Genomic DNA, 25,297 nt, shown 5'->3' on the forward strand with positions numbered 1-25,297 from the left:
ATGGTAAACTTTTAGTAACCCTGCACGTCAGGGAGTTTGGGTGAAATTCGTCGAATAATGCAAAATGCTGTTATAAAATTAAATTATAGGAGTGCTGAAGTGGCCAAAGTTAAAACCAAGTTTCAATGTACGGAATGCGGCTATGAAGCCCCCAAGTGGTACGGTAAGTGTCCGGGTTGTCAGTCATGGAATTCAATGGTGGAAGAAACAGAGACGGTGGTCAAAACACAAGGGAGAAATTCTCCTCTGTTTGACAGTAAAGATAAACCGCTTCCTATCATAGATATAGATAGCGGTCAGGAACCGCGTGTACAGACTGGAATCGGAGAGTTGAACCGGGTATTGGGTGGCGGAATCGTTCCGGGTTCACTCGTTCTGGTGGGCGGAGATCCGGGTATTGGTAAATCAACGTTGATGTTGCAGACGTCTCATGCTTTGACGCATTCGGGTTTGCGTGTGTTATATGTTTCCGGTGAGGAATCAGTAAAGCAAACCAAATTGCGGGCAGACCGTCTCGGGGCACTCTCTGCCGAGTTGTATGTACTGTGTGAAACCAATATGGAACGTGTAGAGGAAGCGGTGGATCAGATCCAGCCGCATTTTCTGGTCATCGACTCCATTCAGACGGTATATCTTCCCGAAGTTACCAGTGCGCCTGGTAGTGTTGCACAGGTAAGGGAATGTACGTCAAGGTTCATGCGGATTGCCAAAGGCAGAGGCATTGCAACGGTTCTTGTGGGGCATGTTACCAAAGAAGGTGCCATTGCCGGTCCACGTATGTTAGAACATATGGTGGATTGCGTGCTTTATTTTGAAGGAGAACGGCATCATACGTATCGCCTGTTGCGTGCGGTGAAGAACCGTTTTGGTTCCACCAATGAGATTGGTATTTTTGAAATGGGCGAGGATGGACTTCGTGAGGTGGGCAATCCGTCCGAACTCTTTTTGTCGGAACGTCCACTGGGTGTAGCAGGTTCAACGGTAGTTGCCAGTATGGAGGGGACACGTCCTCTGCTCGTGGAATTACAGGCGTTGATCTCAACCACCCATTTCCCTTCTCCCCGCCGTATGGCAACAGGGGTAGATCTGCATCGATTAAATCTGATCATTGCAGTGCTGGAGAAACGGATGGGGATGTTTTTACAGACCCAGGATGCGTATCTGAACGTGGCTGGTGGAGTACGGTTGGATGAGCCCGCTGTAGACTTGGCGGTTGCCGTCAGCATTGCATCCAGTTTGAGAGATGTACCGACCAAGCCGGACGACGTCATCTTTGGCGAGATCGGTCTGACAGGTGAAGTTCGAGCCGTATCACGGGCCGAACAACGAGTGAAGGAAGCCGCAAAGCTGGGCTTCAAACGAGTCATTTTACCAGAAAAAAGCTTAAAGGGCTGGAAACATCCTCGCGGGATACAACTGATCGGTGTGAATACCGTGGCAGATGCACTAGCGGTTGCTTTAGATTAGGGGGCATAACAAGATGAAAGATATGAGCCAACTGGATAATATGAATGAGTTGTTAAGGCTGATCGCACCAGGTACACCTTTCCGCGAAGGTCTGGAAAATGTGCTGCGCGCCAAGACGGGCGCACTGCTTGTTGTAGGATACAGCCCTGAAGTAATGGAAGTGGTGGATGGGGGATTCTCGATTAACTGTGATTTCTCCCCGAACTATCTGTATGAACTCGCCAAAATGGATGGAGCCATTATTCTTAGCGAGGATTTGAAGCGTATTCTTTACGCCAATACCCAGTTAATCCCGGACTCTTCGATCTCTTCATCAGAGACGGGGATTCGTCACCGGACGGCAGAGCGTGTAGCAAAGCAAACGGGTAAATTGGTCGTATCCATATCACAGCGCCGGAATATCATTACCTTGTATCAGGGAACACTTCGTTATTCCCTCAAGGAAATCGGGGTTATTCTGACCAAAGCGAATCAAGCGATCCAAACCCTGGAGAAATACAAAGCGGTATTAACACAGTCCCTTACGAATCTGAGTGCTTCGGAATTTGAGGAATTAGTAACGATTCCTGAAGTGGTTAATGTGATTCAGCGTACCGAAATGGTGATGCGGATCAAAACGGAAATCCAACGGTACATTCATGAACTCGGGAATGAGGGACGACTCATTTCCATGCAAATGGAAGAACTTGTGGGTACAACGGAAGAAGAAGCCTGGTTACTGTATAAAGACTATGCCCGTGACGACAGTGATGACAAAATCCGTGAAATTATCGTGGGACTGAAAAGATTGTCGGACGATGAGTTGCTGGATGCACACCATATTGTCCGTCTTCTCGGCTATCCTTCATCAGCGGCTACTTCTGAGGATTCGGTTGCCCCTCGTGGATTCCGGGTATTAAATAAGATCCCCCGCCTGCCCAATGTCATTATCCATAATCTGGTGGATCAATTCGAACAATTGCCTCATGTTATTATGGCCACAATTGAAGAACTGGACGAAGTGGACGGTATTGGTGAAGTTCGTGCCCGGACCATTAAGGAAGGCCTCAAACGTTTGCAGGAGCAAATGTTTATCGACAGACAGATGTAAGGGTTTGCCTATATAAAGGCTTGAAATGGATGAGGTGAAACAACGATGCTAACCAGATTCATTCCGAATCTCTTTACCCTGGGTAATCTGTTTCTTGGAATGATGGCAATTTTGCTTGCGATTGATGGAAATTACAGTTTGGCTGCCATTATGGTCATTGTAGCGATGTTGCTAGATGGTCTGGATGGCCGAGTGGCACGTGCACTTAATGCCCAAAGTGAATTCGGTAAGGAACTGGATTCCTTGTCTGACATGGTTTCCTTTGGTGCAGCACCAGCCCTGATCATATTTATGGTGTCGTTTCAAGATTCAATGCCGATTCTCGCCTGGATCGCAACAGCGGCTTTTCCGATTTGTGGAGCCATTCGTCTTGCTCGATTTAATGTTCGTCCGGGAATTCCCGGGTACTTCACAGGTCTGCCGATACCGGCAGCCGGCGGGGTACTGGCCACACTGTCCTTGTTCAATAAGGATATTGGCCCAGTTAGCATGATGATTGCTACATTGCTGTTATCGTATCTGATGGTGAGTTCGCTTAAATATCCCAATTTCAAAAAGGTCGGGTTGCCACGCAAGGCAATCTGGATTGCACCATGGGTTGTGTTATTTGCCATAGCCGTAGCCGTTATTTTCCCAGAGCAGTTATCCAAATTGATCTTTATTCCGCTGGTGTTATACGCCTTGTATGGAATGAAGCATAATGTGCGAACAGCGGCCTCGCGTAGTCGGGCGAAAAAGCGCAAGGATGAGAAATCTTCCCGTCCTTCCGATCGTTAAGTCGCCTTGGGGACAGACACTATACAAAGAAAGCACGTACTCTCCTGAACTGGAGAATGCGTGCTTTTTGTTTATTCAGATCTATTTACGGTAAAAGAAACCCTTACGGACGACATACATATCTTCTTACGACAGATTAAACATCCCTAACGTTGAACACTTCTGTGATTCGTGATTTACGACCTCTTCCATGTTAATGTCCAGCAGGTTGCAGAGAGCCGACATGTAGAACAGGTTCCGCCCTAGTTCAGAGCTGATGACCTCTCTGCAGTTCTCACACAACTCACCTTCCACATGCGTTTCCAGCAGGCCCTTGGTTTGAGCGATATCGCTCTCCGGGGCATATTTCTGCTTGGTGGCGTGCAGCTCGATGCAGCCGCATTCGGTAATGGCTTTGGACACGGCACGGTTAACAGACGCTCCGGCTTGTCCCGTTTTGGACAGTACATCAATCAGGCTGCGATGACGCAACAACAGTTCAGAAACTTGATCCTGGAAAGCCTGTAAACTTAGCGTACTCATTTTGCCACTCACCTCGGGATATGAATTGAATTCATTATATGCCAATAATTTACCTACTTTCAACTGACGATTGCAACATTTCCAAAAAGTTCTTCCAGATGGGATTAGCAATTCAGGAATTGGATCATACTGGATATAAAGATCAAGATACATTGAAGGAGGTGCAGGGACTAATGTGGAAAAAAGGCATTTTAACTTTTACAGGATTGTGCGGTGCATGGTTCGGCTACACGGCATATCATCTGGCAGGAAAATCGGTCCCATGGATGGCGGAGTGGATTCAGTCAGCAGGATTACTGGGAGCTGGTATATCGACGCTGCTGGGAGCTGTAATGTTTATGGCTGTATGTAATATTGGTGGAACATTGATGGCAGACAGGCTGCATAGTGGAATTGACTCATTGGCAAAAGTACCTATGAACGAATTGGCTGCAGGTGCTGCAGGTACAGTTGCAGGATTGCTCGTGGCCTTGTTGCTCTACCCTGTTGTGGGATGGATGGGGACGGCAGGAGAAGTGCTGCAAGTGGCGCTGACGGTGATTAGTGCTTATTCCGGTTATACCCTTGCCATGGCGAAGAAAGACGATCTGGGGGCCTTCTGGATGTCTGGACGATGGGGTCATCCCGAGGTGGACGAGGATAGACGGATGGAAGAACATAAAATTCTGGATACCAGTGTTATTATCGATGGGCGTATCGCTGATATATGCAAAACCGGATTTATTGAAGGCACGATCGTAATTCCGGAATTTGTTCTGGAGGAGTTACAGCATATTGCTGATTCATCGGATCTGCTCAAGCGCAACAGAGGACGGCGTGGACTGGACATTTTGAACAAAATCCAGAAGGAACTTGATGTAAAAGTCCTGATTTACGAGGGGGATTTCGAGGAAATCTCCGAGGTGGACAGCAAACTGGTTAAACTGGCTAAAGTGCTTCAGGGCAAAGTGGTCACCAATGACTTTAACCTGAACAAAGTGTGCGAACTCCAGGGTGTATCTGTGTTGAACATTAATGATCTCGCCAATGCGGTTAAGCCGGTTGTTCTGCCAGGTGAGGAGATCATGGTGCAGATCATCAAGGATGGCAAGGAGCATGGTCAAGGTGTAGCCTATCTGGATGATGGCACAATGATCGTTGTGGAGGGCGGACGCGAGTATATCGGCATGATGATGGAAGTGCTGGTGACCAGTGTGTTGCAGACTTCAGCGGGACGAATGATTTTTGCCAAGCCGAAACTGTTGGAAAAAGCCCAATAAAGCGGTATGATGGGTAGTGTATCGTTGAATGATATTGTATATCTTTGGACGATAAACTGACAGACAAGGCAGGGATTGCGGCATGGATAAAGGGTGGGGCGTTGTCATTGTGGCAGCAGGTCGCGGAACCCGGATGGGGACGACCGAGAGCAAACAGTTTCTGTTGCTGCAGGACAAGCCCGTTTTCATACATACGCTTGAGGTATTTGCTGTGCTGGACGAGATCCGCGAGATGGTGCTGGTCACAGGAACCGCAGATGTTGAACGCTGCCAGGATTGGGTAAAAGAATACCAACTGGATTCACGTGTCCGTGTTATCCCCGGAGGGAAAGAGAGACAACATTCTGTCCATAAAGGCCTTGAGGCACTTGGGACGGATTGGGTTCTCGTTCACGACGGGGTACGTCCTTTTGTGAACCATGAGCAGATCAAGGGATGCATGGCGGCCGCCATAGCCGGTGGTGGAGCAGCTGTACTGGCGGTTCCCGTGAAGGATACGATCAAACAAGTGAATGCGGAAGGAGTCGTTACGGCGACGCCAGACCGCAGCAGTCTGTGGAGCATTCAAACCCCGCAGGCTTTTCGTCTTTCTTCCCTGCTCTCCGCCTACGAATCAGCTGAGCAGGACGGATTTCTGGGAACAGATGATGCCATGCTGGCTGAACGTCAGGGAATGTCGGTCAAGGTTGTGGAAGGCAATTATACCAATATCAAATTAACAACGCCGGAAGATTTGAAATATGCTGCGTTTTTGCTGGGGGGAGAGAAGAAGCGATGATACGTGTAGGACAGGGATTTGATGTACATCAGCTGGTAGAGGGACGCCCGTGTATTATTGGCGGAGTAACGATTCCTTATGAAAAAGGTCTGCTGGGTCACTCGGACGCAGACGTGCTGTTGCACGCGATCAGTGATGCCATTTTGGGTGCACTGGCACTTGGGGATATTGGCAAGCACTTCCCGGATACCGATCCGGAATTCAAAGATGCCGACAGCCTGAAATTGCTGGAACATGTATGGCAGCTTGTGAAGGATCGCGGGTATAAGCTAGGGAATATTGATTCAACGATTATTGCCCAGAAGCCAAAGATGGCTCCTTATATCCCACAGATGGCTGAGGTTATTGCCAAGGCACTAGAAGCGGATGTAACACTGGTGAACGTGAAAGCAACAACAACAGAGCAACTGGGATTCCCGGGACGGGGAGAGGGCATTGCCGCTCAATCCGTTGTTTGCCTTGTACGTGTGTGATATCATCAATCAATTAGTGACGGAGGGGATCATATGAGCACGGATATTCGTGTGCGTTACGCGCCGAGCCCAACGGGACACCTGCATATCGGGAATGCCCGTACGGCGTTGTTTAACTATTTATATGCCAAACATAATAACGGTAAATTCATTATTCGTATTGAAGATACGGACGTGAAACGGAATATTGCCGGTGGTGAAGAAAGCCAACTGAAATACCTGAAATGGCTCGGAATTGAGTGGGACGAAAGTATTGACGTGGGCGGAGAATACGGACCATACCGTCAAACGGAACGTCTGGACCTCTATCGTAAATATACGCAGGAATTGCTGGATAAAGGTCTGGCTTACCGTTGCTTCTGCACGGAAGAAGAATTGGAGCAAGAGCGCGAGGAACAGTCAGCACGTGGAGAAACACCGCGTTATTCTGGCAAACACCGTGACCTGACTCCAGAGCAAATTAGTGCGTTTGAAGCGGAAGGCCGCGTAGCGAGTATTCGTTTCCGTGTGCCGGAAGAGCGCACATATACGTTTGATGATATGGTTAAAGGCACAATCTCGTTCAACAGCAAGGAATCCGGTGACTTCGTCATTGTGAAAAAAGACGGTATTCCCACATACAACTATGCCGTTGCTGTGGATGATCACTTGATGAAGATCTCCCACGTCCTGCGTGGGGAAGATCACATCTCAAACACGCCGCGTCAACTGATGATCTATGAAGCGCTTGGCTGGGAGCCACCGCAATTCGGTCATATGACGTTGATCGTGAATGAAAATCACAAGAAGCTGAGTAAACGGGATGAGTCCGTTATCCAGTTTATTGAGCAATATGATCAGCTCGGCTATTTGCCTGAAGCGATGTTTAACTTTATTTCCTTACTCGGCTGGTCGCCGGAAGGGGAAGAAGAGATCTTCTCGCAAGAGCAACTGATCTCCATTTTTGATACGAAACGTCTGTCCAAGAGCCCTGCGGTATTTGATACCCACAAGCTGGCGCACTTGAACAACCACTATATCAAACATGCTGACCCGGAACGTATTGCCGAAATGGCCATTCCGCATCTGCAAAAGGCTGGACGTATTTCTTCCGAGCTGTCTGCTGAACAAAAAGAATGGGCTTATACGCTGGTACACCTGTACCAGGAGCAGATGAATTCTGCCTCCGATATTGTCGAATTGTCAGAAGTATTCTTCCGTTCCAATCTGGAGCTTGAAAGTGAAGGAGAAGCAGTGCTTGCGGAGGAGCAGGTGCCAACTGTACTGAAGGCATTTGCGGATAAAGTACAGGCGAGCGAAGAGTTTACTCCAAGCAAAATGGCTGCATTGATCAAGGAAGTACAGAAAGAAACCGGCTTTAAGGGCAAACAGCTCTTTATGCCAATTCGTGTAGCCTTGACTGGACAGACGCATGGACGGGATCTGAACCAAACGATCGTGCTTCTGGGTCGTGATACGGTGATCGAACGTTTGCTTGCACAAGTAAAATAATCTTAGTCGAAGACATTCCGTTTATTTGGAATCTGAACACAGTCCTACGATGGATAGATTACGTAGGAGGCTGTTGTCAGTCTGAGGCCTTTTCGCTATAATAACAACACAACGAATAATTGATATGATTTATCTAATAGAACAGCAAAGATCGGGAGGAGTAGACTGACCCGGACAGATTCAGAGAGGATGGTCCCGTAGCAAAGAGAGATTTCTTTGGATGCGGTGGCTGTGAACCATCCACTGTCCATCAGTCGAAATGCGCCCGTGAGCTGCACAGCCGAATCCGGCCCCGCCTTTGTCGATCATGACATGGGAAAACGTTAGGATAGGTTGTGACGATTGGTTTCCGTTACCAAACCGCTTGAGGGCTCATTCTATTTAAGAATGGACCGAGCAGAGTGGGACCGCGATAAACGCCTCTGCAGCTAAATGCTGCAGGGGCGTTTTTTTGTTTAGGCGAGTGTGCAGTACACTACCAAGGAACGCGCCGTCCGGTAAGCCGGAGGACGGGAACCTGAACAAGAGGGGAACGAGCATGTTCAAGAAGATCAGATCAGATATCCAGGCGGTGTTTGAAAACGATCCGGCGGCCCGAGGTTGGTTTGAGGTGGTATTCACCTACTCAGGGCTGCATGCGATATGGGCACACCGGATCGCTCATTTTTTATACAAGCGAAGATGGTTCTCGGTTGCCCGGTTCATTTCGCAGGTTAGCCGTTTTATGACAGGAATCGAGATACATCCTGGAGCTACGATCGGAAATCGGTTGTTTATTGACCACGGAATGGGCGTCGTTATTGGAGAAACATGTGAGATTGGCGATGATGTCGTTATCTATCAGGGGGTTACCCTGGGCGGAACAGGGAAAGAAAAAGGGAAGAGACATCCGACCATTGGTAATAATGTGGTTATCTCATCCGGAGCCAAGGTGTTGGGTTCATTTAGCGTGGGAGATCAATGTAACATTGGTGCGAACTCCGTTGTGCTTAAGGAGGTCCCTTCCAATAGTACCGTAGTAGGTATACCGGGCAGGATTGTTAAACAGGATGGCCGACGGGTAGATCGCCTCAGTCAGCAATTGCCCGATCCGGTCGTTGACTCCTTGCGCGGTATGCAAAAAGAACTCGAACGATTGCAGGAAGAAGTACGTACACTGCAAAATGCCCGTGAAAATGAGACTGTGCGTGATACGTGATACAATAAATAAAGGCAGTATAGGATGAAAGGATAAGTGACCATGACGCTTCAGATTTATAATACGATGAGTCGTACCAAAGAGAAATTTGTTCCCCAAGAGCCAGGGAAAGTGAAAATGTATGTCTGCGGACCAACGGTATATGACTACATTCATATCGGGAATGCACGCCCGGTTATCTTTTTCGACACGGTTCGTGGATACCTGGAACAGACAGGACATGATGTGAACTATGTGGTGAACTTCACGGATGTGGACGATAAGTTGATTCGCAAAGCAGAACAACTTGGAACAGACGTTCCTCACGTGGCTGAGAAATTTATAGCTGCCTATTATGAAGACATTGAGGGATTGGGTATTCCCAAGGCAAGCAGCAATCCGAGAGTAACGGAAAACATGCCGCTGATCATTGATTTTATCCGTGAGCTGGTTGAAAAAGGATTTGCGTATGAAAATGGCGGTGACGTCTATTATCGCACAGGCAAATTCAGCGAATATGGCAAACTTTCGAAACAAAACCTGCAGGAGCTGCAATTTGGAATCCGTGTGGGTGTGGACGAGCGCAAAGAGCATCCCGAAGATTTTGTGCTCTGGAAGGCTGCCAAACCAGGTGAGATCTATTGGTCCAGTCCTTGGGGCGATGGTCGACCAGGCTGGCATATTGAGTGCTCCGCCATGGCTAGGGAGTACCTTGGGGATACACTGGACATTCACGGGGGTGGACAGGATTTGCAGTTCCCGCACCATGAGTGCGAATGCGCCCAATCCGAGGTATTAACAGGTAAACCACTTGCGAACTACTGGATGCATAATGGATTCATCCGGATTGATAACGAGAAGATGTCGAAATCACTCGGTAATGGTGTTCTGGTTAAAGACTTGCGGAATCAATATAAACGCGAAGCGATTCGTTATTTCATGTTGTCTACCCACTATCGCAATCCATTGAACTTCACGGATGATACGATGGAGCAGGCACAGAACAGTGTGGACCGGATTGCAAATGCGGTAGGTAACCTGAACCATCGTCTGAATGCAGTAACTGTTGATCAGGACATCACAGCAGAGTTTGCGGCAAGACTCGACCAAATTCGTCAGCAGTATCACGAGAAGATGCAGGATGATTTCAATACTCCTGATGCAATTACTGCGATGTTTGAGTGGGCAGGGGAAGCCAACCAACTGTTGCAACAAGAAGTGGTTAATGCGGCAGACATTCGCGCACTCCTCGAGTTGTTCAGTGAATTGAATGCTGTACTGCGCATTTATACTGACGCAGAGCCAGAACTTCTGGATGAGGAAGTAGAACGTCTGATTGAAGAGCGTGTAGAAGCGCGCAAGTCCAAAAACTGGGCAAGAGCGGATGAAATTCGCGATGAATTGTCTGCACGTGGCATTCTGCTTGAAGATACGGCGCAGGGCATGAGATGGCGGCGCAAATGAGCGAAGGACATCCAAATACACCAAAACAACAGGACCAGGTCACAGAGGGAGGGTGGTTCCCTTATCCTCCTTCCAGACCTGCGAGGTTGATTCCACCTATTGCACTGGCCTATATTGGTGATGCGGTATATGAGGTAGCTGTTCGTCAATATCTGTTGTCGAAGGCAAACATGCGTCCCAATCATTTGCACCGTAGTGCAACCGGGTTGGTATCAGCGAAGGCACAGAGCCGCATACTTACAACGATTGAGGATGAACTGACAGAGGAAGAACGGGATATCGTCCGGCAAGGGCGGAATGCCAAGTCGGGTAGTGTACCCAAAAATGCAGATGTATTGGAGTACAGACATGCTACGGCTTTTGAATGTCTCATTGGTTACCTCTATAGCAGTGGTCATCATGATCGCATGATTGAACTGATCGGGCTTGGCATTGAGCATGCGGAACAACAATCGCCATCGCCGACAAAAAAATAGAAATTTCAACAAAACAATGCATTACAGAGAGGATCGAACAACGATGGAAGAAGAATGGATCGCCGGTAAACACTCCGTGACGGAGGCGCTGCGTTCAGGCCGGACCATTAATAAAATATGGATTGCCGATACAGCACAGAAACATCTGACTCAACCTATTATCTCGGAAGCTAAAAAACTAGGTATTGTCATTCAACACGTGGACAAGCGTAAGCTGGATCAAACGGTACCAGGCATTCAGCATCAGGGGGTAGTTGCTCAAGCAGCACCTTACGCTTATGTGGAGGTAGAAGACATTCTTGCCGCAGCAAAAACGAAGAATGAGCATCCTTTCCTGATTCTGCTGGATGAGATTGAAGATCCTCATAACCTGGGGTCTATTTTGCGGACAGCAGATTGCACGGGTGCGCATGGCGTCATTGTACCGAAACGTCGCTCGGCAGCGGTAACCGTGACAGTATCCAAAACATCAGCAGGTGCTGTGGAGTACGTGCCAGTGGCTCGTGTAAGTAATCTTGGTCAGACCATCGATCGCCTCAAAGAGGAAGGTGTATGGGTTGTAGGGACAGATGTCACCGCTCACGAAGGTGTCTTTGGTAATGGAGTCTTTACTGGCCCTGTGGCATTGGTAATCGGAAATGAGAACAAGGGAATGGGACGACTTATTCGTGAGAAATGCGATGTGCTGATCAAACTACCAATGCAAGGTCAGATTAATTCCCTGAATGCTTCCGTGGCAGCGGGGGTTGTCATGTACGAAGTGCTCCGCTCGCGTCAAGCGCAGGAATAGAAGGTATGGCTGATTCCCGTGATGTGCTTCTTGTAGACGGGTACAACATGATTGGCGACTGGCCGGAATTAACCAAACTGGCGGAAAGTGGGCTCGAAGAGGCACGTAACAGGCTTCTCTTTCGTCTTGCAGACTACCAGGCTTTCTCCGGCCGTCGAGTCATTGTTGTGTTTGACGCCTACCTCGTGCCTGGACTCGGTAAATCCTTTACTCAGAGCAAAGTGCAGATCTATTTTACAAAGGAAAAAGAGACGGCAGACGAATGCATTGAGAGACTCGTTCGGGAACTAAGCATGCGAAGACGCCAAATCTATGTGGCTACGAGCGATATGGTAGAGCAACATGTCATTTTTGGACAGGGAGCGCTACGTGTATCTGCAAGGGAGTTGCTAATTGAAGTTGAGCAGAACGAAAAAGAATTAAAAAAACGACTGGAAGAAGATCAGGCGAAGACCACGCGTAACACACTCGGGGGTAAGTTAAGTCCCGATGTATTGAAAGAGTTTGAGCGATGGCGCCGGGAATAACAGCACGTTTTTACAAAATTTAGAATATTGAAACTCTTGACATTTATGTTATTGATGTTCTTTTTTAGGCAGAGCGTGGTTGACGGTGTGAGGTACCATCATATATACTGATCCTATATTTCATAGAGTAGAGTAACGGGGTACCTTGCGTTGCAGCCGGAGGGATTGTCTGTGAGTGTCGACCTCAAAGATATCATGTTATCTAAGTATGATTACCAAAGTGACGAAGACATTGTCGAAGCTTTCCGTGAAGGCGAAAGCGAAGCGTTAGAGTTTCTAATTAACAAATATCGTAACTTTGTACGCGCCAAGGCAAGATCTTATTTTCTGATTGGGGCAGACCGGGAAGATATTATTCAAGAAGGAATGATTGGCCTCTACAAATCCATTCGAGATTTCAAAGGGGACAAACTGGCTTCGTTCAAGGCTTTTGCCGAACTGTGTATTACAAGACAGATCATCACGGCGATTAAGACAGCAACACGTCAGAAGCATATTCCGCTTAATTCTTATGTATCTCTGGACAAGCCTATTTATGACGAAGAGTCTGATCGTACGTTACTCGATGTGATTTGTGGAACCCAGGTCAGTGATCCGGAAGAACTTATCATCAATCAGGAAGAGTTTGTGGGCCTGGAAGATAAAATGTCCGAGATTCTGAGTGATCTGGAACGTAAAGTATTGATGTTGTATCTGGACGGGAGATCTTATCAAGAGATTGCAGTAGATTTGGACAGACATGTGAAGTCCATTGATAATGCACTTCAGCGCGTCAAGCGCAAACTTGAAAAGTACCTGGAAGTTCGAGATAATTAAACACATGTTGTCGTTGACGGAAAAGGCTCGGTGTTTGAGTCTTTTTTAGTGTCTCAAGTTTATAAAATCTAAGAATGTTTATACTAGTAATCGCTCGGTCCAAGCAGGAGAAGAGAAAAACAGAGATGAGAAACGAATGTACGTTGTACGGAAGTAATACCCAATGAATGAAAGACTATTCTTTCATTGACATGGTTATACCCTTGTGATAAAGTGTTTTAGGTAGGCCTAAATTTATGGCTTTTTTTCAGGATCAATTTAGAGACTCTGCTTGAATGTGGAAGTCTTCGGGAGGTGTACATCATGCGGGTAATTATTACTTTGGCTTGTACTAACTGCAAACAAAGAAATTACACTACGACAAAAAACAAGCGTAATCACCCCGACCGCATGGAGATGAAGAAATTTTGCAAGTTTTGTAACGAGCAGACTTCTCATCGCGAAACCAGATAGTTTTTGGAGGTGTCGGCGTGAAACGAAGTTTCAAATCTCTGATTTCCTTTTTCTCAGAAAGCTGGGCTGAACTTAAAAAAGTTCGCTGGCCTAATCGTAAAGAGCTGACCAACTACACATTGATCGTACTTGGTACTGTTGTGGTTATGACGCTGTTTTTTTGGGTCATTGACATTGGCATCTCCTTTGTGATCGAAGCGATTATTTAAGAAGGGTTCCGGTGGCTTGATATGGAAAAAAGATGGTACGTCGTTCATACCTATTCAGGGTATGAGAACAAGGTCAAAGCCAATTTGGAAAAACGCGTAGAGTCTATGGGCATGGAAGACAAGATATTCCGCGTTCTTGTTCCTATGGAAGAAGAAGTGGTAAACAAGGACGGTAAGAAAAAAACCGTTATGCGTAAAGTTTACCCCGGTTATGTCTTGGTGGAAATGGTACAGACGGATGATTCTTGGTATGTTGTTCGCAACACACCAGGGGTTACAGGATTTGTCGGTTCGACAGGTTCTGGGTCCAAACCAACTGCATTGTTGCCTGAAGAAGTGGAACAAATTCTGAAGCACATGGGAATGGTTGAACCTAAGCCGAAAATTGAGTTCGATATTAAGGAATCCGTGCGTATTAAAGTCGGTCCTTTTGCGAATTTCGTAGGCTCCGTGGAAGAAATTTTGGTAGAGAAAAGCAAGTTGAAAGTGCACGTGAACATGTTTGGACGGGAAACACCGCTTGAGTTGGAATACACGCAAGTGGAGAAGATATAGTTTCTTCAAGTTTCTTGTGGGAGGGTTGAAAAACCCGTTAACCACTATTTTGCAAGGAGGTGTCAATCATGGCGAAAAAAGTTATTAAAATGGTAAAACTGCAGATTCCAGCAGGTAAAGCAAACCCAGCACCACCAGTAGGTCCAGCTTTGGGTCAAGCAGGTGTCAACATCATGGCATTCTGTAAAGAATTCAACGCTCGTACAGCTGATCAAGCGGGATTGATTATTCCAGTTGAAATTTCTGTATTCGAGGACCGTTCCTTTACTTTCATCACTAAAACTCCACCAGCAGCAGTTCTGTTGAAAGTGGCAGCTAAAGTTGAAAAAGGATCAGGCGAACCGAACAAGAAAAAAGTTGCTACTGTTAAACGTGATGCGGTACGTCAAATCGCAGAAACAAAAATGCCTGACCTGAATGCAGCAGACGTTGAGTCCGCTATGCGTATGGTCGAAGGTACTGCCCGCAGCATGGGTATCACCATCGAAGACTAATTTTCATAAGAAACATGGCTTCGTAAAACCGGTCGATTCGCGACCGGTTGATGTGGGAGGTATATCCGCTAACACCACAAAGGAGGAATAAAACATGGCTAAACACGGTAAAAAATACCTGGAAGCTGCTAAGCTGATTGACAGCGAAGCAACTTACGAGCCTTCAGAAGCTGTAGAGCTTGTGAAAAAGGCAGCTACTGCAAAATTCGATGAAACAATCGAAGCAGCAGTTCGTTTGGGTGTAGACCCTCGTAAGCAAGACCAGGCTGTACGTGGTGTTGTTGTCTTGCCACACGGCACAGGTAAAACACAACGCGTATTGGTATTTGCAAAAGGTGACAAAGCGAAAGAAGCGGAAGCGGCTGGCGCGGACTATGTTGGTGATGCAGACATGATCAACAAAATCCAACAAGGCTGGTTCGAATTCGACGTCTGCGTAGCGACACCAGATATGATGAGTGAAGTAGGTAAATTGGGCCGACTGCTCGGCGGTAAAGGTCTGATGCCTAACCCTAAAGCCGGAACGGTAACTTTCGATGTAACTAAGGCTGTTCAAGAAATTAAAGCCGGTAAAATCGAATATCGTCTGGATCGTGCAGGTCAAATTCATGCACCGATTGGTAAAGCTTCTTTCTCTTCTGAGCAACTTAATGAGAACTTCAAAGCTCTCATGGAAGCTCTGAATCGTGCTAAACCAGCGGCAGCAAAAGGTGTTTATCTGAAGAATGTTAGTCTTTCTTCCACGATGGGCCCTGGCGCACGCGTGAACGCAGCAGCTTTTAGATAATATCTCTTGACAGGCTTGTCCTGTTTTTGATAAGATATAAAAGTTGTGAGTCCGAGTGACTGACCGTTGACATTTGAATATGCTTGCCGTAGACAGTAGGTGCCATTTGGCTTAATTTCCTGCCGAGGTGTGATTATAGAACTTAGAACGATGCAAATCGATGATGAGTATATATCAAGCCTTCGTGATTCTACGGAGGCTTTTCTTAATGGGATAAATTTGATCAGGAGGTGTACAGATTGGCAAACGCAAAAGTGATTCAAGCAAAACAAGAATCCGTTGATGCAGTAACAGCAAAATTGCGCGAGAGCGTTACAACTGTTGTTGTTGACTATCGCGGATTGAACGTTGCCCAAGTAACTGAGTTGCGTAAGCAACTTCGTGAAGCAGGGATCGAATTCCAAGTGCTGAAAAACTCGTTGCTTCGCCGTGCAGCTGCAGCAGCAGAACTGACAGAACTTGAAAATGTTCTTACAGGTCCTACTGCAATTGCATTCAGCGTAGATGACGTTGTGGCTCCAGCTAAAATTCTGAACGACTTCGCGAAAAAGAACGATGCACTGGAATTGAAAGGTGCAGTCGTAGAAGGTCGCGTAATCGGAGTAGAAGAAGTTAAGGCATTGGCAGAACTGCCATCCCGCGATGGACTCCTCTCCATGCTCCTCAGCGTGCTTCAAGCGCCAGTGCGCAACTTCGCGCTTGCGGTTAAAGCAGTTGCAGAAAAAGAAGAACAAGGCGCGTAAGCAACTTGATCTGAATGCTGCTTAGGCGGCAAATGAAATAAAAAAAATAATATTATATATGGAGGTTCACTCATGAGTAAAGAGCAAATCTTGGAAGCAATCAAAGGCATGACTGTACTGGAATTGAACGATCTTGTTAAAGCAATCGAAGAAGAATTCGGCGTAACTGCTGCAGCTCCAGTAGCTGCTGCAGGTGCAGCAGCTTCTGCTGAAGCTGAGCAATCCGAGTTCGACGTAATCTTGACTAGCGCTGGTGCTTCCAAAATCAACGTTATCAAAGCAGTTCGCGAAATCACAGGTCTTGGCCTGAAAGAAGCAAAAGAATTGGTTGACAACGCTCCAAAAGCATTGAAAGAAAAAGTTGCTAAAGAAGAAGCAGAAGCGGTTAAAGCTAAGCTTGAAGAAGCAGGCGCTTCAGTTGAAGTTAAATAATTTAGCTATTACAAGCTAAATGAACAAAACAACAAACCCCTTGACTTATATCAAGGGGTTTGTTGCTGTAATTGTAAATGGAAAGTGAGTGAGGGCATGTCCAATCATTATTATTCGGACAAACCGCAAGTGGCGCATGATCGCAGAGCAACTGAAGCGGTTCTTCGCGGATTCAGTCTGCGATTCGTGACGGATGCCGGTGTGTTTTCCAAAAACGGAATCGATTATGGCAGCAGAGTATTGATTGATGCGATAGAGTTGCCATCAGGGGCTCATGTTCTCGATGTGGGCTGTGGATACGGGCCAATGGGTCTTACAGCAGCCAAACTTGTACCGGATGGGCATGTCACCATGATCGATATCAACGAGAGAGCCGTTGAACTTTCAAGGGAAAATGCAAAAGCGAACGGAATTAACAATGTTACGGTATTGCAAAGTAATCTACTGTCTGAAGTAAAAAAGCAAGATTTTGACGTTATCCTAACCAACCCGCCTATACGGGCTGGGAAAGAGACGGTTCATACTATTTTCGAACAGGCACATCGCCATCTGAAGGTAGGCGGTTCGTTGTGGATTGTCATTCAGAAGAAACAAGGAGCACCGTCAGCGAAAGCGAAATTGGAATCTTTGTTTGGAAGAGTGGAAGAAGTGACGAAGGATAAAGGCTATCGGATTTTCAAAGCGGTGAAATCGGAATAGGTATCTACTAAAAGCTGAATCCGAGTTTGTAAAGTAAGCAGGGGATCATTTTTTTTGCAATAGGACTATTGACTTGAAATTCAGGTCGTGGTATAGTTGTAAAATGTCAGTATTAAGATGCCCTACTTGGCTTTAGCTAACTAAAAATGTCAACCTTTTTTTACGCCGAACGGGCTTATTATGCCTACGTTTGGCGTATAATATGTACATTTTGGGCAAACTGGGGATAAGAATGATTTGGAAAGACATCCGCCGATCAAAGTTGCTCTTTTTTCGAACGACATTTCGAGTAAGGGCTTTTCTTTATTTGTGGATGCATTGCTTTGCTCTGTATGTGTACCATTATAAGGTTACAAACAGAGGTTCGCAACGAAATTTTTAAAGTGAGTAGACATTGAGGGGTGAGTTTAAGTTGGCAGGACATCTTGTTCAATATGGTCGACGCACTCGGCGCAGTTATGCACGAATTAACGAGATACTCGAAGTTCCGAACCTGATTGAAATCCAACAAAAATCCTATGATTGGTTTTTGGAGGAAGGGTTGCGCGAAATGTTCCAGGATATCTCGCCGATCCAGGATTTTACAGGTAACTTGATTTTGGAATTTATCGATTACAGTCTCGGTGAACCGAAGTATACAGTAGACGACGCAAAAGAGCGTGACGTTACGTATGCAGCACCGCTTCGGGTCAAAGTCCGGCTCATTAATAAGGAAACCGGCGAAGTCAAAGAGCAGGAAGTATTCATGGGAGATTTCCCGCTGATGACCAACACGGGCACATTTATTATTAATGGTGCGGAACGGGTTATTGTCAGCCAGTTGGTTCGCTCTCCTAGCGTTTACTTCAGTACCAAAGTAGATAAAAACGCCAAAAAAACGTATACCGCTACAGTTATTCCTAACCGCGGCGCTTGGTTGGAACTGGAGATGGACGCGAAGGATGTTGTTTATGTCCGGATCGACCGTACACGTAAAATACCGGTTACGGTTCTCCTGCGTTCACTTGGTTTTGGCACAGATGCTGAGATTCTGGATCTGCTCGGTAATGACGAATATATCCGCAACACACTGGACAAAGACAACACGGATTCCACGGAGAAAGCACTCATTGAGATCTATGAGCGTCTTCGTCCGGGCGAGCCGCCAACGCTGGATAATGCGAAAAGCTTGCTCGTAGCACGTTTCTTTGATCCAAAACGTTATGACCTGGCTAATGTAGGTCGTTACAAAATGAACAAAAAGCTTCACATCAAAAACCGTTTGTTTAACCAGCGTTTGGCTGAATCACTTGTTGACGCTGAAACAGGCGAGATTATTGCTGAAGCAGGTCAAATGGTGGATCGTCGCTTGTTGGATGAAATCATGCCGTATCTGGAGAAGAGCGTTGGTTTCCGCACGTATCACGTGGGTAACGGTGTTCTGGATGCTAATGATGTTCCTATGCAAACGATCGATGTATTTTCACCAACAGAAGATGGTAAAGTAGTCAAACTGATTGCCAATGGAATCATTGACAAGTCCGTTAAAAACGTGACACCGGCGGATATCATTTCGTCCATCAGTTATTTCCTTAACCTTCTGCAGGGAATTGGTAGCACGGATGATATTGACCATCTGGGTAACCGTCGTTTGCGTTCGGTGGGTGAACTCCTGCAGAATCAGTTCCGTATCGGTTTGTCCCGTATGGAGCGTGTGGTTCGTGAGAGAATGTCCATTCAGGATGCTAACGTAATTACACCACAGGCATTGATCAACATACGTCCTGTTATTGCATCGATTAAAGAGTTCTTTGGTAGCTCTCAGTTGTCACAATTTATGGATCAAACGAACCCGCTGGGTGAGTTGACACATAAACGTCGTTTGTCCGCACTCGGACCCGGTGGTTTGACACGTGAGCGCGCAGGTATGGAAGTGCGTGACGTCCATCCATCCCACTATGGCCGTATGTGTCCAATCGAGACGCCAGAGGGACCAAACATCGGTTTGATCAACTCCTTGTCTACGTTCGCCCGTGTGAATGAATATGGCTTCATTGAAGCTCCATATCGTTGGGTTGATCCGAAGACAGGTATTGTAACCGAGCAAATTGATTACCTGACAGCGGACGAAGAGGACAACTACGTTATCGCGCAAGCGAATGCGAAACTGAATGAAGATAGTACATTTGAAGAAGAAGCGATCATTGTACGTTATAACAAACAGTCGGATAACATCCTTACGATGCCGAGTGAGCGCGTTGACTACATGGACGTATCTCCTAAGCAAGTTGTATCCGTCGCTACAGCGCTTATTCCGTTCCTTGAGAACGATGACTCCAACCGTGCGCTCATGGGATCAAACATGCAGCGGCAGGCCGTTCCACTTTTGATTCCTAAAGCACCACTTGTGGGAACAGGTATGGAACACAAAGCCGCGAAAGATTCCGGTGTATGTATTGTCTCCGATTATGACGGAATTATTGAACGATCTACTGCGAACGAGATTTGGGTCCGTCGTGTTGAAGAAGTGGACGGTCAGGAAGTTAAAGGCGATATCGTTAAATATAAATTACACAAATTTATGCGTTCGAACCAAGGAACATGCATTAACCAGCGTCCGATTGTTAAAAGAGGTGCGGCTGTCAAAGCTGGCGATATCCTCGCTGATGGTCCTTCAACGGAAATGGGTGAATTGGCTCTGGGACGTAACGTTGTTGTTGCCTTCATGACTTGGGAAGGTTACAACTACGAGGATGCGATCTTGCTCAGTGAAAAACTCGTTAAGGAAGATGTATACACATCCATCCATATCGAGGAGTATGAGTCAGAAGCACGTGATACCAAACTCGGACCTGAAGAGATCACACGTGACATCCCTAACGTTGGGGAAGAAGCGTTGCGTAACTTGGATGAGCGCGGTATTATCCGCATCGGTGCTGAGATCAGTGCTGGTGACATTCTGGTTGGTAAAGTAACACCTAAGGGTGTAACAGAGCTGACAGCAGAAGAACGTCTCTTGCATGCGATCTTTGGTGAGAAAGCACGTGAAGTACGTGATACTTCCTTGCGTGTACCACATGGTACTGATGGTATCGTAGTAGACGTGAAAGTATTTACCCGCGAAAACGGTGATGAGTTGCCTCCAGGTGTTAACCAACTCGTTCGTGTATATATCGCTCAAAAACGGAAAATTTCCGAGGGTGATAAAATGGCTGGACGTCACGGTAACAAAGGGGTCGTGGCCCGCATCTTGCCGGAAGAAGATATGCCTTTCCTGCCAGACGGTACACCGGTTCAGATCGTTCTTAACCCACTGGGCGTACCTTCCCGGATGAATATCGGTCAAGTACTCGAGGTTCACTTGGGTATGGCGGCGATGCAACTGGGTATTCACGTAGCAACTCCTGTATTCGACGGAGCGAAGGAGTATGACGTCTTCGATACGATGGAAGAAGCAGGTATGCAACGTAATGGTAAAACTGTCCTGTATGATGGTCGTACAGGTGAAGAGTTTGAACGTGAAGTTACCGTAGGTGTCATGCACATGATCAAACTGGCACACATGGTTGATGATAAAATCCATGCCCGTTCCACGGGTCCTTACTCACTTGTTACGCAACAGCCATTGGGTGGTAAAGCTCAATTTGGTGGACAGCGTTTCGGGGAGATGGAAGTATGGGCGCTTGAGGCATACGGTGCTGCTTATACACTGCAAGAAATCTTGACTGTTAAATCCGATGACGTTGTTGGTCGGGTTAAAACGTATGAATCCATTGTCAAAGGTGAGAATGTTCCGGAACCAGGTGTTCCTGAATCATTCAAAGTATTGATCAAAGAGCTGCAAAGCTTGGGTATGGACGTTAAGATTTTGAGTGAAGATGAGCAAGAGATTGAAATGAGAGAAATGGACGATGAAGATGACGCTGCGAGCGATAAGCTCAGCCTCAACCTTGAGGGTACAGAGGTCGGAGCGGAATAAACCGCTTCGAGCGCATGATGACCGGCGTTTTTCATCAGGCTCACGTCTTGCTCCGGCTTCGGCCGGAGTGGGCGTAACCTAGATTACAGGAATTGGTTAAGGAGGGTTGCTCCTTGTTGGACGTCAACAATTTCGAATACATGAAGATCGGGCTTGCTTCCCCAGAGAAAATTCGTTCTTGGTCCCGCGGAGAAGTGAAAAAACCGGAAACGATCAACTATCGTACGTTGAAACCGGAAAAAGAAGGGCTGTTCTGCGAAAAGATTTTTGGCCCTACAAAAGACTGGGAATGTCATTGCGGTAAATACAAACGCGTCCGTTATAAAGGCGTTGTCTGTGATCGTTGTGGCGTTGAAGTAACACGTGCGAAAGTACGCCGCGAACGGATGGGCCACATTGAGCTCGCTGCTCCGGTATCGCATATCTGGTACTTCAAAGGTATTCCGAGCCGTATGGGTCTTGCTCTGGATATGTCTCCAAGATCTCTTGAAGAGATTATTTATTTTGCATCATATGTTGTAACTGATCCAGGAGAAACTCCACTGGAGAAAAAACAGCTGTTGTCCGAGAAAGAATACCGCAGCTACCGTGAAAAATACGGTTATGGTTTCCATGCTGGCATGGGCGCAGAAGCGGTTAAAAAATTGCTTCAAGACCTTGACATAGACAAAGAGCTTGAGTTTCTGAAAGAAGAGCTCCGGACTGCGCAAGGACAACGTCGTAATCGTGCAATCAAACGTCTGGAAGTTATCGAAGCATTCCGCAACTCCGGCAACAAGCCAGAGTGGATGATCATGGATGTACTTCCTGTTATCCCGCCGGAACTTCGTCCAATGGTACAGTTGGATGGTGGACGTTTTGCAACGTCTGACCTGAATGACTTGTACCGCCGTGTAATCAACCGGAACAACCGTCTGAAACGTCTGCTTGATCTGGGCGCGCCAGATATTATCGTGCAAAATGAGAAACGGATGTTGCAGGAAGCTGTTGACGCATTGATCGATAATGGTCGTCGTGGCCGCCCGGTAACGGGTCCTGGTAACCGTCCATTGAAATCTCTCAGCCACATGCTGAAAGGTAAACAAGGACGTTTCCGTCAAAACTTGCTCGGTAAACGGGTTGACTATTCTGGTCGTTCCGTTATCGTTGTTGGACCTTACCTGAAAATGTATCAGTGTGGTCTGCCAAAAGATATGGCACTTGAATTGTTCAAGCCTTTTGTTATGAAAGAGCTTGTAAATAAAGGGCTTGCCCACAACATCAAGAGCGCGAAACGTAAAGTTGAGCGTGTAAGTCCTGAAGTATGGGATGTTCTTGAAGAAGTAATCAAGGAGCATCCGGTTCTGTTGAACCGTGCCCCTACGCTTCACAGACTCGGTATTCAAGCATTTGAACCGATTCTCGTTGAAGGTAAAGCAATTCGTCTTCACCCGCTCGTATGTACGGCATACAATGCCGACTTTGACGGTGACCAAATGGCCGTGCACGTTCCGTTGTCCGCTGAAGCTCAAGCGGAAGCACGTATCCTGATGCTTGCATCTGGTAACATTTTGAACCCGAAAGACGGTAAACCGGTTGTTACTCCTTCCCAGGATATGGTGCTCGGTTCTTACTACCTCACTATGGATAACAAGGAAGAAAAGGGCACAGGTATGATCTTGCGTACAGTTAACGAAGCTGTATCGGCATATCAACGTGGTACTGCTGGTCTGCATGCGCGTGTAGCTATTCCTGTTAAGGCGCTTGGTAAAACAAGCTTCACGGAAGAACAACAAGAAGGAATGTTGCTGACAACTGTCGGTAAAATTATCTTCAATGAAATTTTCCCGGCAAGCTTCCCGTATATCAATGACGCGACTCGTGCTAACCTGTACCAAGGTACTGCAGATCACTCATTTGTATATGAAAAAGGTGCTGATCTCAGAGAAGCTATTATGAATGCTCCTCTGGCTGGCGGTGTCGGTAAAGAATACCTCGGCTCCATCATTGCACGTTGTTTTGAAATTTATCACACAACGGAAACAGCCGTTATTTTGGATAAAATCAAACAACTTGGTTTCACATACTCTACACGTGCCGGTATTACGGTTGCGGTATCTGATGTTATCGTTCCACCTGAGAAGTTTGAAATTCTTAGACAATCTGAGGAAAAAGCACAAATCGTTACGAATCAGTACCGTCGTGGTCTGATTACGAATGAGGAGCGCTATGACCGTATCATTGATATCTGGTCAAAATCCAAAGATGACATCACTGAGATTCTGATGAAGTCCATGGATCGTTACAACTCGATCATGATGATGGTAGACTCCAAAGCACGGGGTAACAAATCGCAAATCACCCAATTGGGCGGTATGCGTGGTCTGATGGCCAACCCATCCGGTCGAATTATCGAACTCCCAATCAAATCGAACTTCCGTGAAGGTCTGACGGTACTCGAGTACTTTATCTCCACTCACGGAGCGCGTAAAGGTTTGGCGGATACAGCCCTGCGTACAGCCGATTCAGGTTACCTGACTCGTCGTCTCGTAGACGTAGCCCAAGACGTAATCGTGCGTGATGATGATTGTGGTACAGATAAAGGCTTTACGGTAAGTCGTATCCAGGATGGTAAAGAGGTTATCGAAGACCTCTACGACCGTATTGAAGGCAGATACTGCTTCGAGACTCTTCGTCATCCGGAAACGAAAGAAATCATTGTAGGTCGCAATGAATTGATTGACTCCGATAAAGCAGAAGCGATTATCAAAGCAGGTATTACTAAATTGCAAATCCGCTCCGTCCTCAGCTGCCGTGCAAGTCATGGTGTCTGCAAGAAGTGTTATGGTCGCAACCTCGCGACTGGTAAACACGTGGAGATTGGTGAAGCAGTTGGTATTATCGCAGCACAGTCCATTGGTGAGCCAGGAACACAGCTTACAATGCGTACGTTCCATACTGGTGGTGTAGCCGGAGACGATATTACGCAAGGTTTGCCACGTATCCAGGAGTTGTTCGAAGCTCGTAATCCTAAGGGTCAAGCAACGATCAGTGAAATCGATGGTGTGGTTAAAGAGATTCGCGAAGCGAAAGATCGTCGTGAAATCGAAATTCAAGGTGAAGCGGAATCCAAAGTATACGCCGTTACCTACGGTTCCCGTGTGCGCGTAAGCGAAGGCGCGGAAGTTGAAGCGGGTGACGAGTTGACAGACGGTTCCATTGATCCAAAAGAGATGTTACGGATTAAAGGCATACGTGGTGTACAAAACTACATTCTGCAGGAAGTACAACGCGTATATCGTAACCAAGGCGTAGAAATTAACGATAAGCACGTTGAAGTTATGATCCGTCAAATGCTGCGTAAAATCCGTATCGTAGATGCAGGAGATACAACGCTGTTGCCAGGATCGTTCGTGGATATGCATGAGTACGAAAGAGCTAACAAAATTGCGATTCTTAGTGATAAAGAGCCGGCGGTTGCTAAACCAATCCTGCTCGGTATTACGAAAGCATCCCTGGAAACAGACTCCTTCCTCTCGGCGGCTTCGTTCCAAGAAACTACACGTGTATTGACAGATGCAGCGATCAAAGGTAAAGTCGATCAGTTGCTCGGTCTGAAGGAAAATGTAATCATCGGTAAATTGATTCCTGCCGGTACAGGTATGCACCGTTACCGCAGCATCAAATTTGCTGAGCCAGAAGATGGCCAATCTTCAGTAGAAGAACTTGAGCCAGTTTCGGTTGATTAAATATATTTCTCCTCATTAGAGGAGAGTGAAAGTTTTGTGCGTCAGGAGACGGACGTTTGTATGATACAGGCGGACGAATCCTGATGTACGTAAACTTTTAAAAAATGTTTTAGGATTAGCATTGACAATGCT

24 protein-coding genes and 1 other annotated feature are annotated in these 25,297 nt (G+C 46.6%); of the genes, 23 read left to right on the forward strand and 1 reads right to left on the reverse strand.

Annotated features, from left to right (window positions below):
- Positions 1-99 precede the first annotated feature (99 nt).
- The 3 genes from radA to pssA are packed head-to-tail and all read left to right on the forward strand — an operon-like array spanning position 100 to position 3,334.
- Complete coding sequence (gene radA / locus MHI01_RS22190) at positions 100-1,467, forward strand: DNA repair protein RadA (protein ID WP_036671578.1); 1,368 nt, start codon at positions 100-102, stop codon at positions 1,465-1,467.
- 13 nt (positions 1,468-1,480) lie between these two features.
- On the forward strand, positions 1,481-2,557 hold the full coding sequence (gene disA / locus MHI01_RS22195; protein ID WP_036607144.1) for a DNA integrity scanning diadenylate cyclase DisA: 1,077 nt from the start codon (positions 1,481-1,483) through the stop codon (positions 2,555-2,557).
- Positions 2,558-2,602: 45 nt separating this feature from the next.
- Positions 2,603-3,334 (forward strand): CDP-diacylglycerol--serine O-phosphatidyltransferase, encoded by a 732-nt coding sequence (pssA, locus tag MHI01_RS22200; protein WP_017692048.1) that lies wholly within the window; start codon positions 2,603-2,605, stop codon positions 3,332-3,334.
- A gap of 126 nt (positions 3,335-3,460) precedes the next feature.
- Here pssA and MHI01_RS22205 read toward each other — a convergent pair whose 3' ends face one another.
- Positions 3,461-3,856 (reverse strand): hypothetical protein, encoded by a 396-nt coding sequence (locus MHI01_RS22205; RefSeq protein WP_017692049.1) that lies wholly within the window; start codon positions 3,854-3,856, stop codon positions 3,461-3,463.
- A 173-nt stretch (positions 3,857-4,029) separates the two neighbouring features.
- Between MHI01_RS22205 and MHI01_RS22210 the strand changes: the two genes are divergently transcribed.
- The 20 genes from MHI01_RS22210 to rpoC all read left to right on the forward strand — a co-directional run bounded on the left by MHI01_RS22210 (position 4,030) and on the right by rpoC (position 25,165).
- A complete protein-coding gene (locus MHI01_RS22210; protein ID WP_047841132.1) occupies positions 4,030-5,115 on the forward strand; it encodes a PIN/TRAM domain-containing protein in 1,086 nt (361 codons plus the stop codon).
- Between the two features lie 82 nt (positions 5,116-5,197).
- Positions 5,198-5,893: a 2-C-methyl-D-erythritol 4-phosphate cytidylyltransferase gene (gene ispD, locus MHI01_RS22215; protein ID WP_076320294.1), complete on the forward strand. Its 696-nt coding sequence runs from the start codon at positions 5,198-5,200 to the stop codon at positions 5,891-5,893.
- Positions 5,890-6,366 (forward strand): 2-C-methyl-D-erythritol 2,4-cyclodiphosphate synthase, encoded by a 477-nt coding sequence (gene ispF / locus MHI01_RS22220; RefSeq protein ID WP_340031257.1) that lies wholly within the window; start codon positions 5,890-5,892, stop codon positions 6,364-6,366. Before ispD ends, ispF begins: the two co-directional genes overlap by 4 nt.
- Positions 6,367-6,399: 33 nt before the next feature.
- On the forward strand, positions 6,400-7,857 hold the full coding sequence (gene gltX / locus MHI01_RS22225) for a glutamate--tRNA ligase (RefSeq protein WP_036607153.1): 1,458 nt from the start codon (positions 6,400-6,402) through the stop codon (positions 7,855-7,857).
- Positions 7,858-8,395: 538 nt separating this feature from the next.
- Complete coding sequence (gene cysE / locus MHI01_RS22230) at positions 8,396-9,055, forward strand: serine O-acetyltransferase (protein ID WP_036607155.1); 660 nt, start codon at positions 8,396-8,398, stop codon at positions 9,053-9,055.
- Between the two features lie 42 nt (positions 9,056-9,097).
- On the forward strand, positions 9,098-10,498 hold the full coding sequence (gene cysS / locus MHI01_RS22235; RefSeq protein WP_017692055.1) for a cysteine--tRNA ligase: 1,401 nt from the start codon (positions 9,098-9,100) through the stop codon (positions 10,496-10,498).
- Positions 10,495-10,974, forward strand: a complete 480-nt coding sequence (locus MHI01_RS22240) for a Mini-ribonuclease 3 (RefSeq protein WP_076254727.1) — start codon at positions 10,495-10,497, stop codon at positions 10,972-10,974. The genes cysS and MHI01_RS22240 overlap by 4 nt, the downstream gene beginning before the upstream one ends.
- 43 nt (positions 10,975-11,017) lie before the next feature.
- The gene (rlmB, locus tag MHI01_RS22245; RefSeq protein ID WP_340984166.1) at positions 11,018-11,764 is read left to right on the forward strand and encodes a 23S rRNA (guanosine(2251)-2'-O)-methyltransferase RlmB; all 747 of its coding nucleotides are present in this window, start codon (positions 11,018-11,020) and stop codon (positions 11,762-11,764) included.
- A gap of 5 nt (positions 11,765-11,769) precedes the next feature.
- Entirely contained in the window at positions 11,770-12,291 is a 522-nt protein-coding gene (locus MHI01_RS22250) for an NYN domain-containing protein (RefSeq protein WP_036607162.1), read from the forward strand.
- A gap of 171 nt (positions 12,292-12,462) precedes the next feature.
- Entirely contained in the window at positions 12,463-13,107 is a 645-nt protein-coding gene (gene sigH / locus MHI01_RS22255) for an RNA polymerase sporulation sigma factor SigH (RefSeq protein ID WP_017692059.1), read from the forward strand.
- A gap of 303 nt (positions 13,108-13,410) precedes the next feature.
- Entirely contained in the window at positions 13,411-13,560 is a 150-nt protein-coding gene (gene rpmG / locus MHI01_RS22260) for a 50S ribosomal protein L33 (protein WP_072735843.1), read from the forward strand.
- A 17-nt stretch (positions 13,561-13,577) separates the two neighbouring features.
- Positions 13,578-13,769 (forward strand): preprotein translocase subunit SecE, encoded by a 192-nt coding sequence (gene secE / locus MHI01_RS22265; RefSeq protein ID WP_017692060.1) that lies wholly within the window; start codon positions 13,578-13,580, stop codon positions 13,767-13,769.
- Positions 13,770-13,790: 21 nt separating this feature from the next.
- The gene (gene nusG, locus MHI01_RS22270) at positions 13,791-14,324 is read left to right on the forward strand and encodes a transcription termination/antitermination protein NusG (protein WP_036607165.1); all 534 of its coding nucleotides are present in this window, start codon (positions 13,791-13,793) and stop codon (positions 14,322-14,324) included.
- A 68-nt stretch (positions 14,325-14,392) separates the two neighbouring features.
- A complete protein-coding gene (gene rplK, locus MHI01_RS22275) occupies positions 14,393-14,818 on the forward strand; it encodes a 50S ribosomal protein L11 (RefSeq protein ID WP_017692062.1) in 426 nt (141 codons plus the stop codon).
- A gap of 94 nt (positions 14,819-14,912) precedes the next feature.
- On the forward strand, positions 14,913-15,605 hold the full coding sequence (rplA, locus tag MHI01_RS22280) for a 50S ribosomal protein L1 (protein WP_017692063.1): 693 nt from the start codon (positions 14,913-14,915) through the stop codon (positions 15,603-15,605).
- Positions 15,606-15,673: 68 nt separating this feature from the next.
- Positions 15,674-15,820: a sequence feature (ribosomal protein L10 leader region), on the forward strand.
- Between the two features lie 24 nt (positions 15,821-15,844).
- A complete protein-coding gene (gene rplJ / locus MHI01_RS22285) occupies positions 15,845-16,348 on the forward strand; it encodes a 50S ribosomal protein L10 (RefSeq protein WP_047841127.1) in 504 nt (167 codons plus the stop codon).
- Positions 16,349-16,420: 72 nt separating this feature from the next.
- Positions 16,421-16,780, forward strand: a complete 360-nt coding sequence (rplL, locus tag MHI01_RS22290; RefSeq protein ID WP_339191212.1) for a 50S ribosomal protein L7/L12 — start codon at positions 16,421-16,423, stop codon at positions 16,778-16,780.
- 96 nt (positions 16,781-16,876) lie between these two features.
- A complete protein-coding gene (locus MHI01_RS22295) occupies positions 16,877-17,479 on the forward strand; it encodes a class I SAM-dependent methyltransferase (RefSeq protein ID WP_076320292.1) in 603 nt (200 codons plus the stop codon).
- Positions 17,480-17,891: 412 nt separating this feature from the next.
- Positions 17,892-21,437, forward strand: coding sequence for a DNA-directed RNA polymerase subunit beta (gene rpoB, locus MHI01_RS22300; protein WP_036671573.1), 3,546 nt, complete (start codon positions 17,892-17,894; stop codon positions 21,435-21,437).
- Between the two features lie 113 nt (positions 21,438-21,550).
- Positions 21,551-25,165: a DNA-directed RNA polymerase subunit beta' gene (gene rpoC / locus MHI01_RS22305; RefSeq protein ID WP_036607173.1), complete on the forward strand. Its 3,615-nt coding sequence runs from the start codon at positions 21,551-21,553 to the stop codon at positions 25,163-25,165.
- The last annotated feature ends 132 nt before the right edge of the window (positions 25,166-25,297 follow it).

Origin of the sequence: Paenibacillus sp. FSL M7-0656, from assembly GCF_038003225.1 — a bacterium.
Classification (GTDB): domain Bacteria; phylum Bacillota; class Bacilli; order Paenibacillales; family Paenibacillaceae; genus Paenibacillus; species Paenibacillus amylolyticus.

What these genes read in the sequence shown, in the direction of transcription:
- disA (WP_036607144.1), top strand. Translation starts at nt 1,481, where the DNA reads ATGAAAGATATGAGCCAACTGGATAATATGAATGAGTTGTTAAGGCTG.
- pssA (WP_017692048.1), top strand. Translation starts at nt 2,603, where the DNA reads ATGCTAACCAGATTCATTCCGAATCTCTTTACCCTGGGTAATCTGTTT.
- MHI01_RS22205 (WP_017692049.1), bottom strand. Translation starts at nt 3,856, where the DNA reads ATGAGTACGCTAAGTTTACAGGCTTTCCAGGATCAAGTTTCTGAACTG.
- MHI01_RS22210 (WP_047841132.1), top strand. Translation starts at nt 4,030, where the DNA reads ATGTGGAAAAAAGGCATTTTAACTTTTACAGGATTGTGCGGTGCATGG.
- ispD (WP_076320294.1), top strand. Translation starts at nt 5,198, where the DNA reads ATGGATAAAGGGTGGGGCGTTGTCATTGTGGCAGCAGGTCGCGGAACC.
- ispF (WP_340031257.1), top strand. Translation starts at nt 5,890, where the DNA reads ATGATACGTGTAGGACAGGGATTTGATGTACATCAGCTGGTAGAGGGA.
- gltX (WP_036607153.1), top strand. Translation starts at nt 6,400, where the DNA reads ATGAGCACGGATATTCGTGTGCGTTACGCGCCGAGCCCAACGGGACAC.
- cysE (WP_036607155.1), top strand. Translation starts at nt 8,396, where the DNA reads ATGTTCAAGAAGATCAGATCAGATATCCAGGCGGTGTTTGAAAACGAT.
- cysS (WP_017692055.1), top strand. Translation starts at nt 9,098, where the DNA reads ATGACGCTTCAGATTTATAATACGATGAGTCGTACCAAAGAGAAATTT.
- MHI01_RS22240 (WP_076254727.1), top strand. Translation starts at nt 10,495, where the DNA reads ATGAGCGAAGGACATCCAAATACACCAAAACAACAGGACCAGGTCACA.
- rlmB (WP_340984166.1), top strand. Translation starts at nt 11,018, where the DNA reads ATGGAAGAAGAATGGATCGCCGGTAAACACTCCGTGACGGAGGCGCTG.
- MHI01_RS22250 (WP_036607162.1), top strand. Translation starts at nt 11,770, where the DNA reads ATGGCTGATTCCCGTGATGTGCTTCTTGTAGACGGGTACAACATGATT.
- rpmG (WP_072735843.1), top strand. Translation starts at nt 13,411, where the DNA reads ATGCGGGTAATTATTACTTTGGCTTGTACTAACTGCAAACAAAGAAAT.
- nusG (WP_036607165.1), top strand. Translation starts at nt 13,791, where the DNA reads ATGGAAAAAAGATGGTACGTCGTTCATACCTATTCAGGGTATGAGAAC.
- rplK (WP_017692062.1), top strand. Translation starts at nt 14,393, where the DNA reads ATGGCGAAAAAAGTTATTAAAATGGTAAAACTGCAGATTCCAGCAGGT.
- rplA (WP_017692063.1), top strand. Translation starts at nt 14,913, where the DNA reads ATGGCTAAACACGGTAAAAAATACCTGGAAGCTGCTAAGCTGATTGAC.
- rplL (WP_339191212.1), top strand. Translation starts at nt 16,421, where the DNA reads ATGAGTAAAGAGCAAATCTTGGAAGCAATCAAAGGCATGACTGTACTG.
- MHI01_RS22295 (WP_076320292.1), top strand. Translation starts at nt 16,877, where the DNA reads ATGTCCAATCATTATTATTCGGACAAACCGCAAGTGGCGCATGATCGC.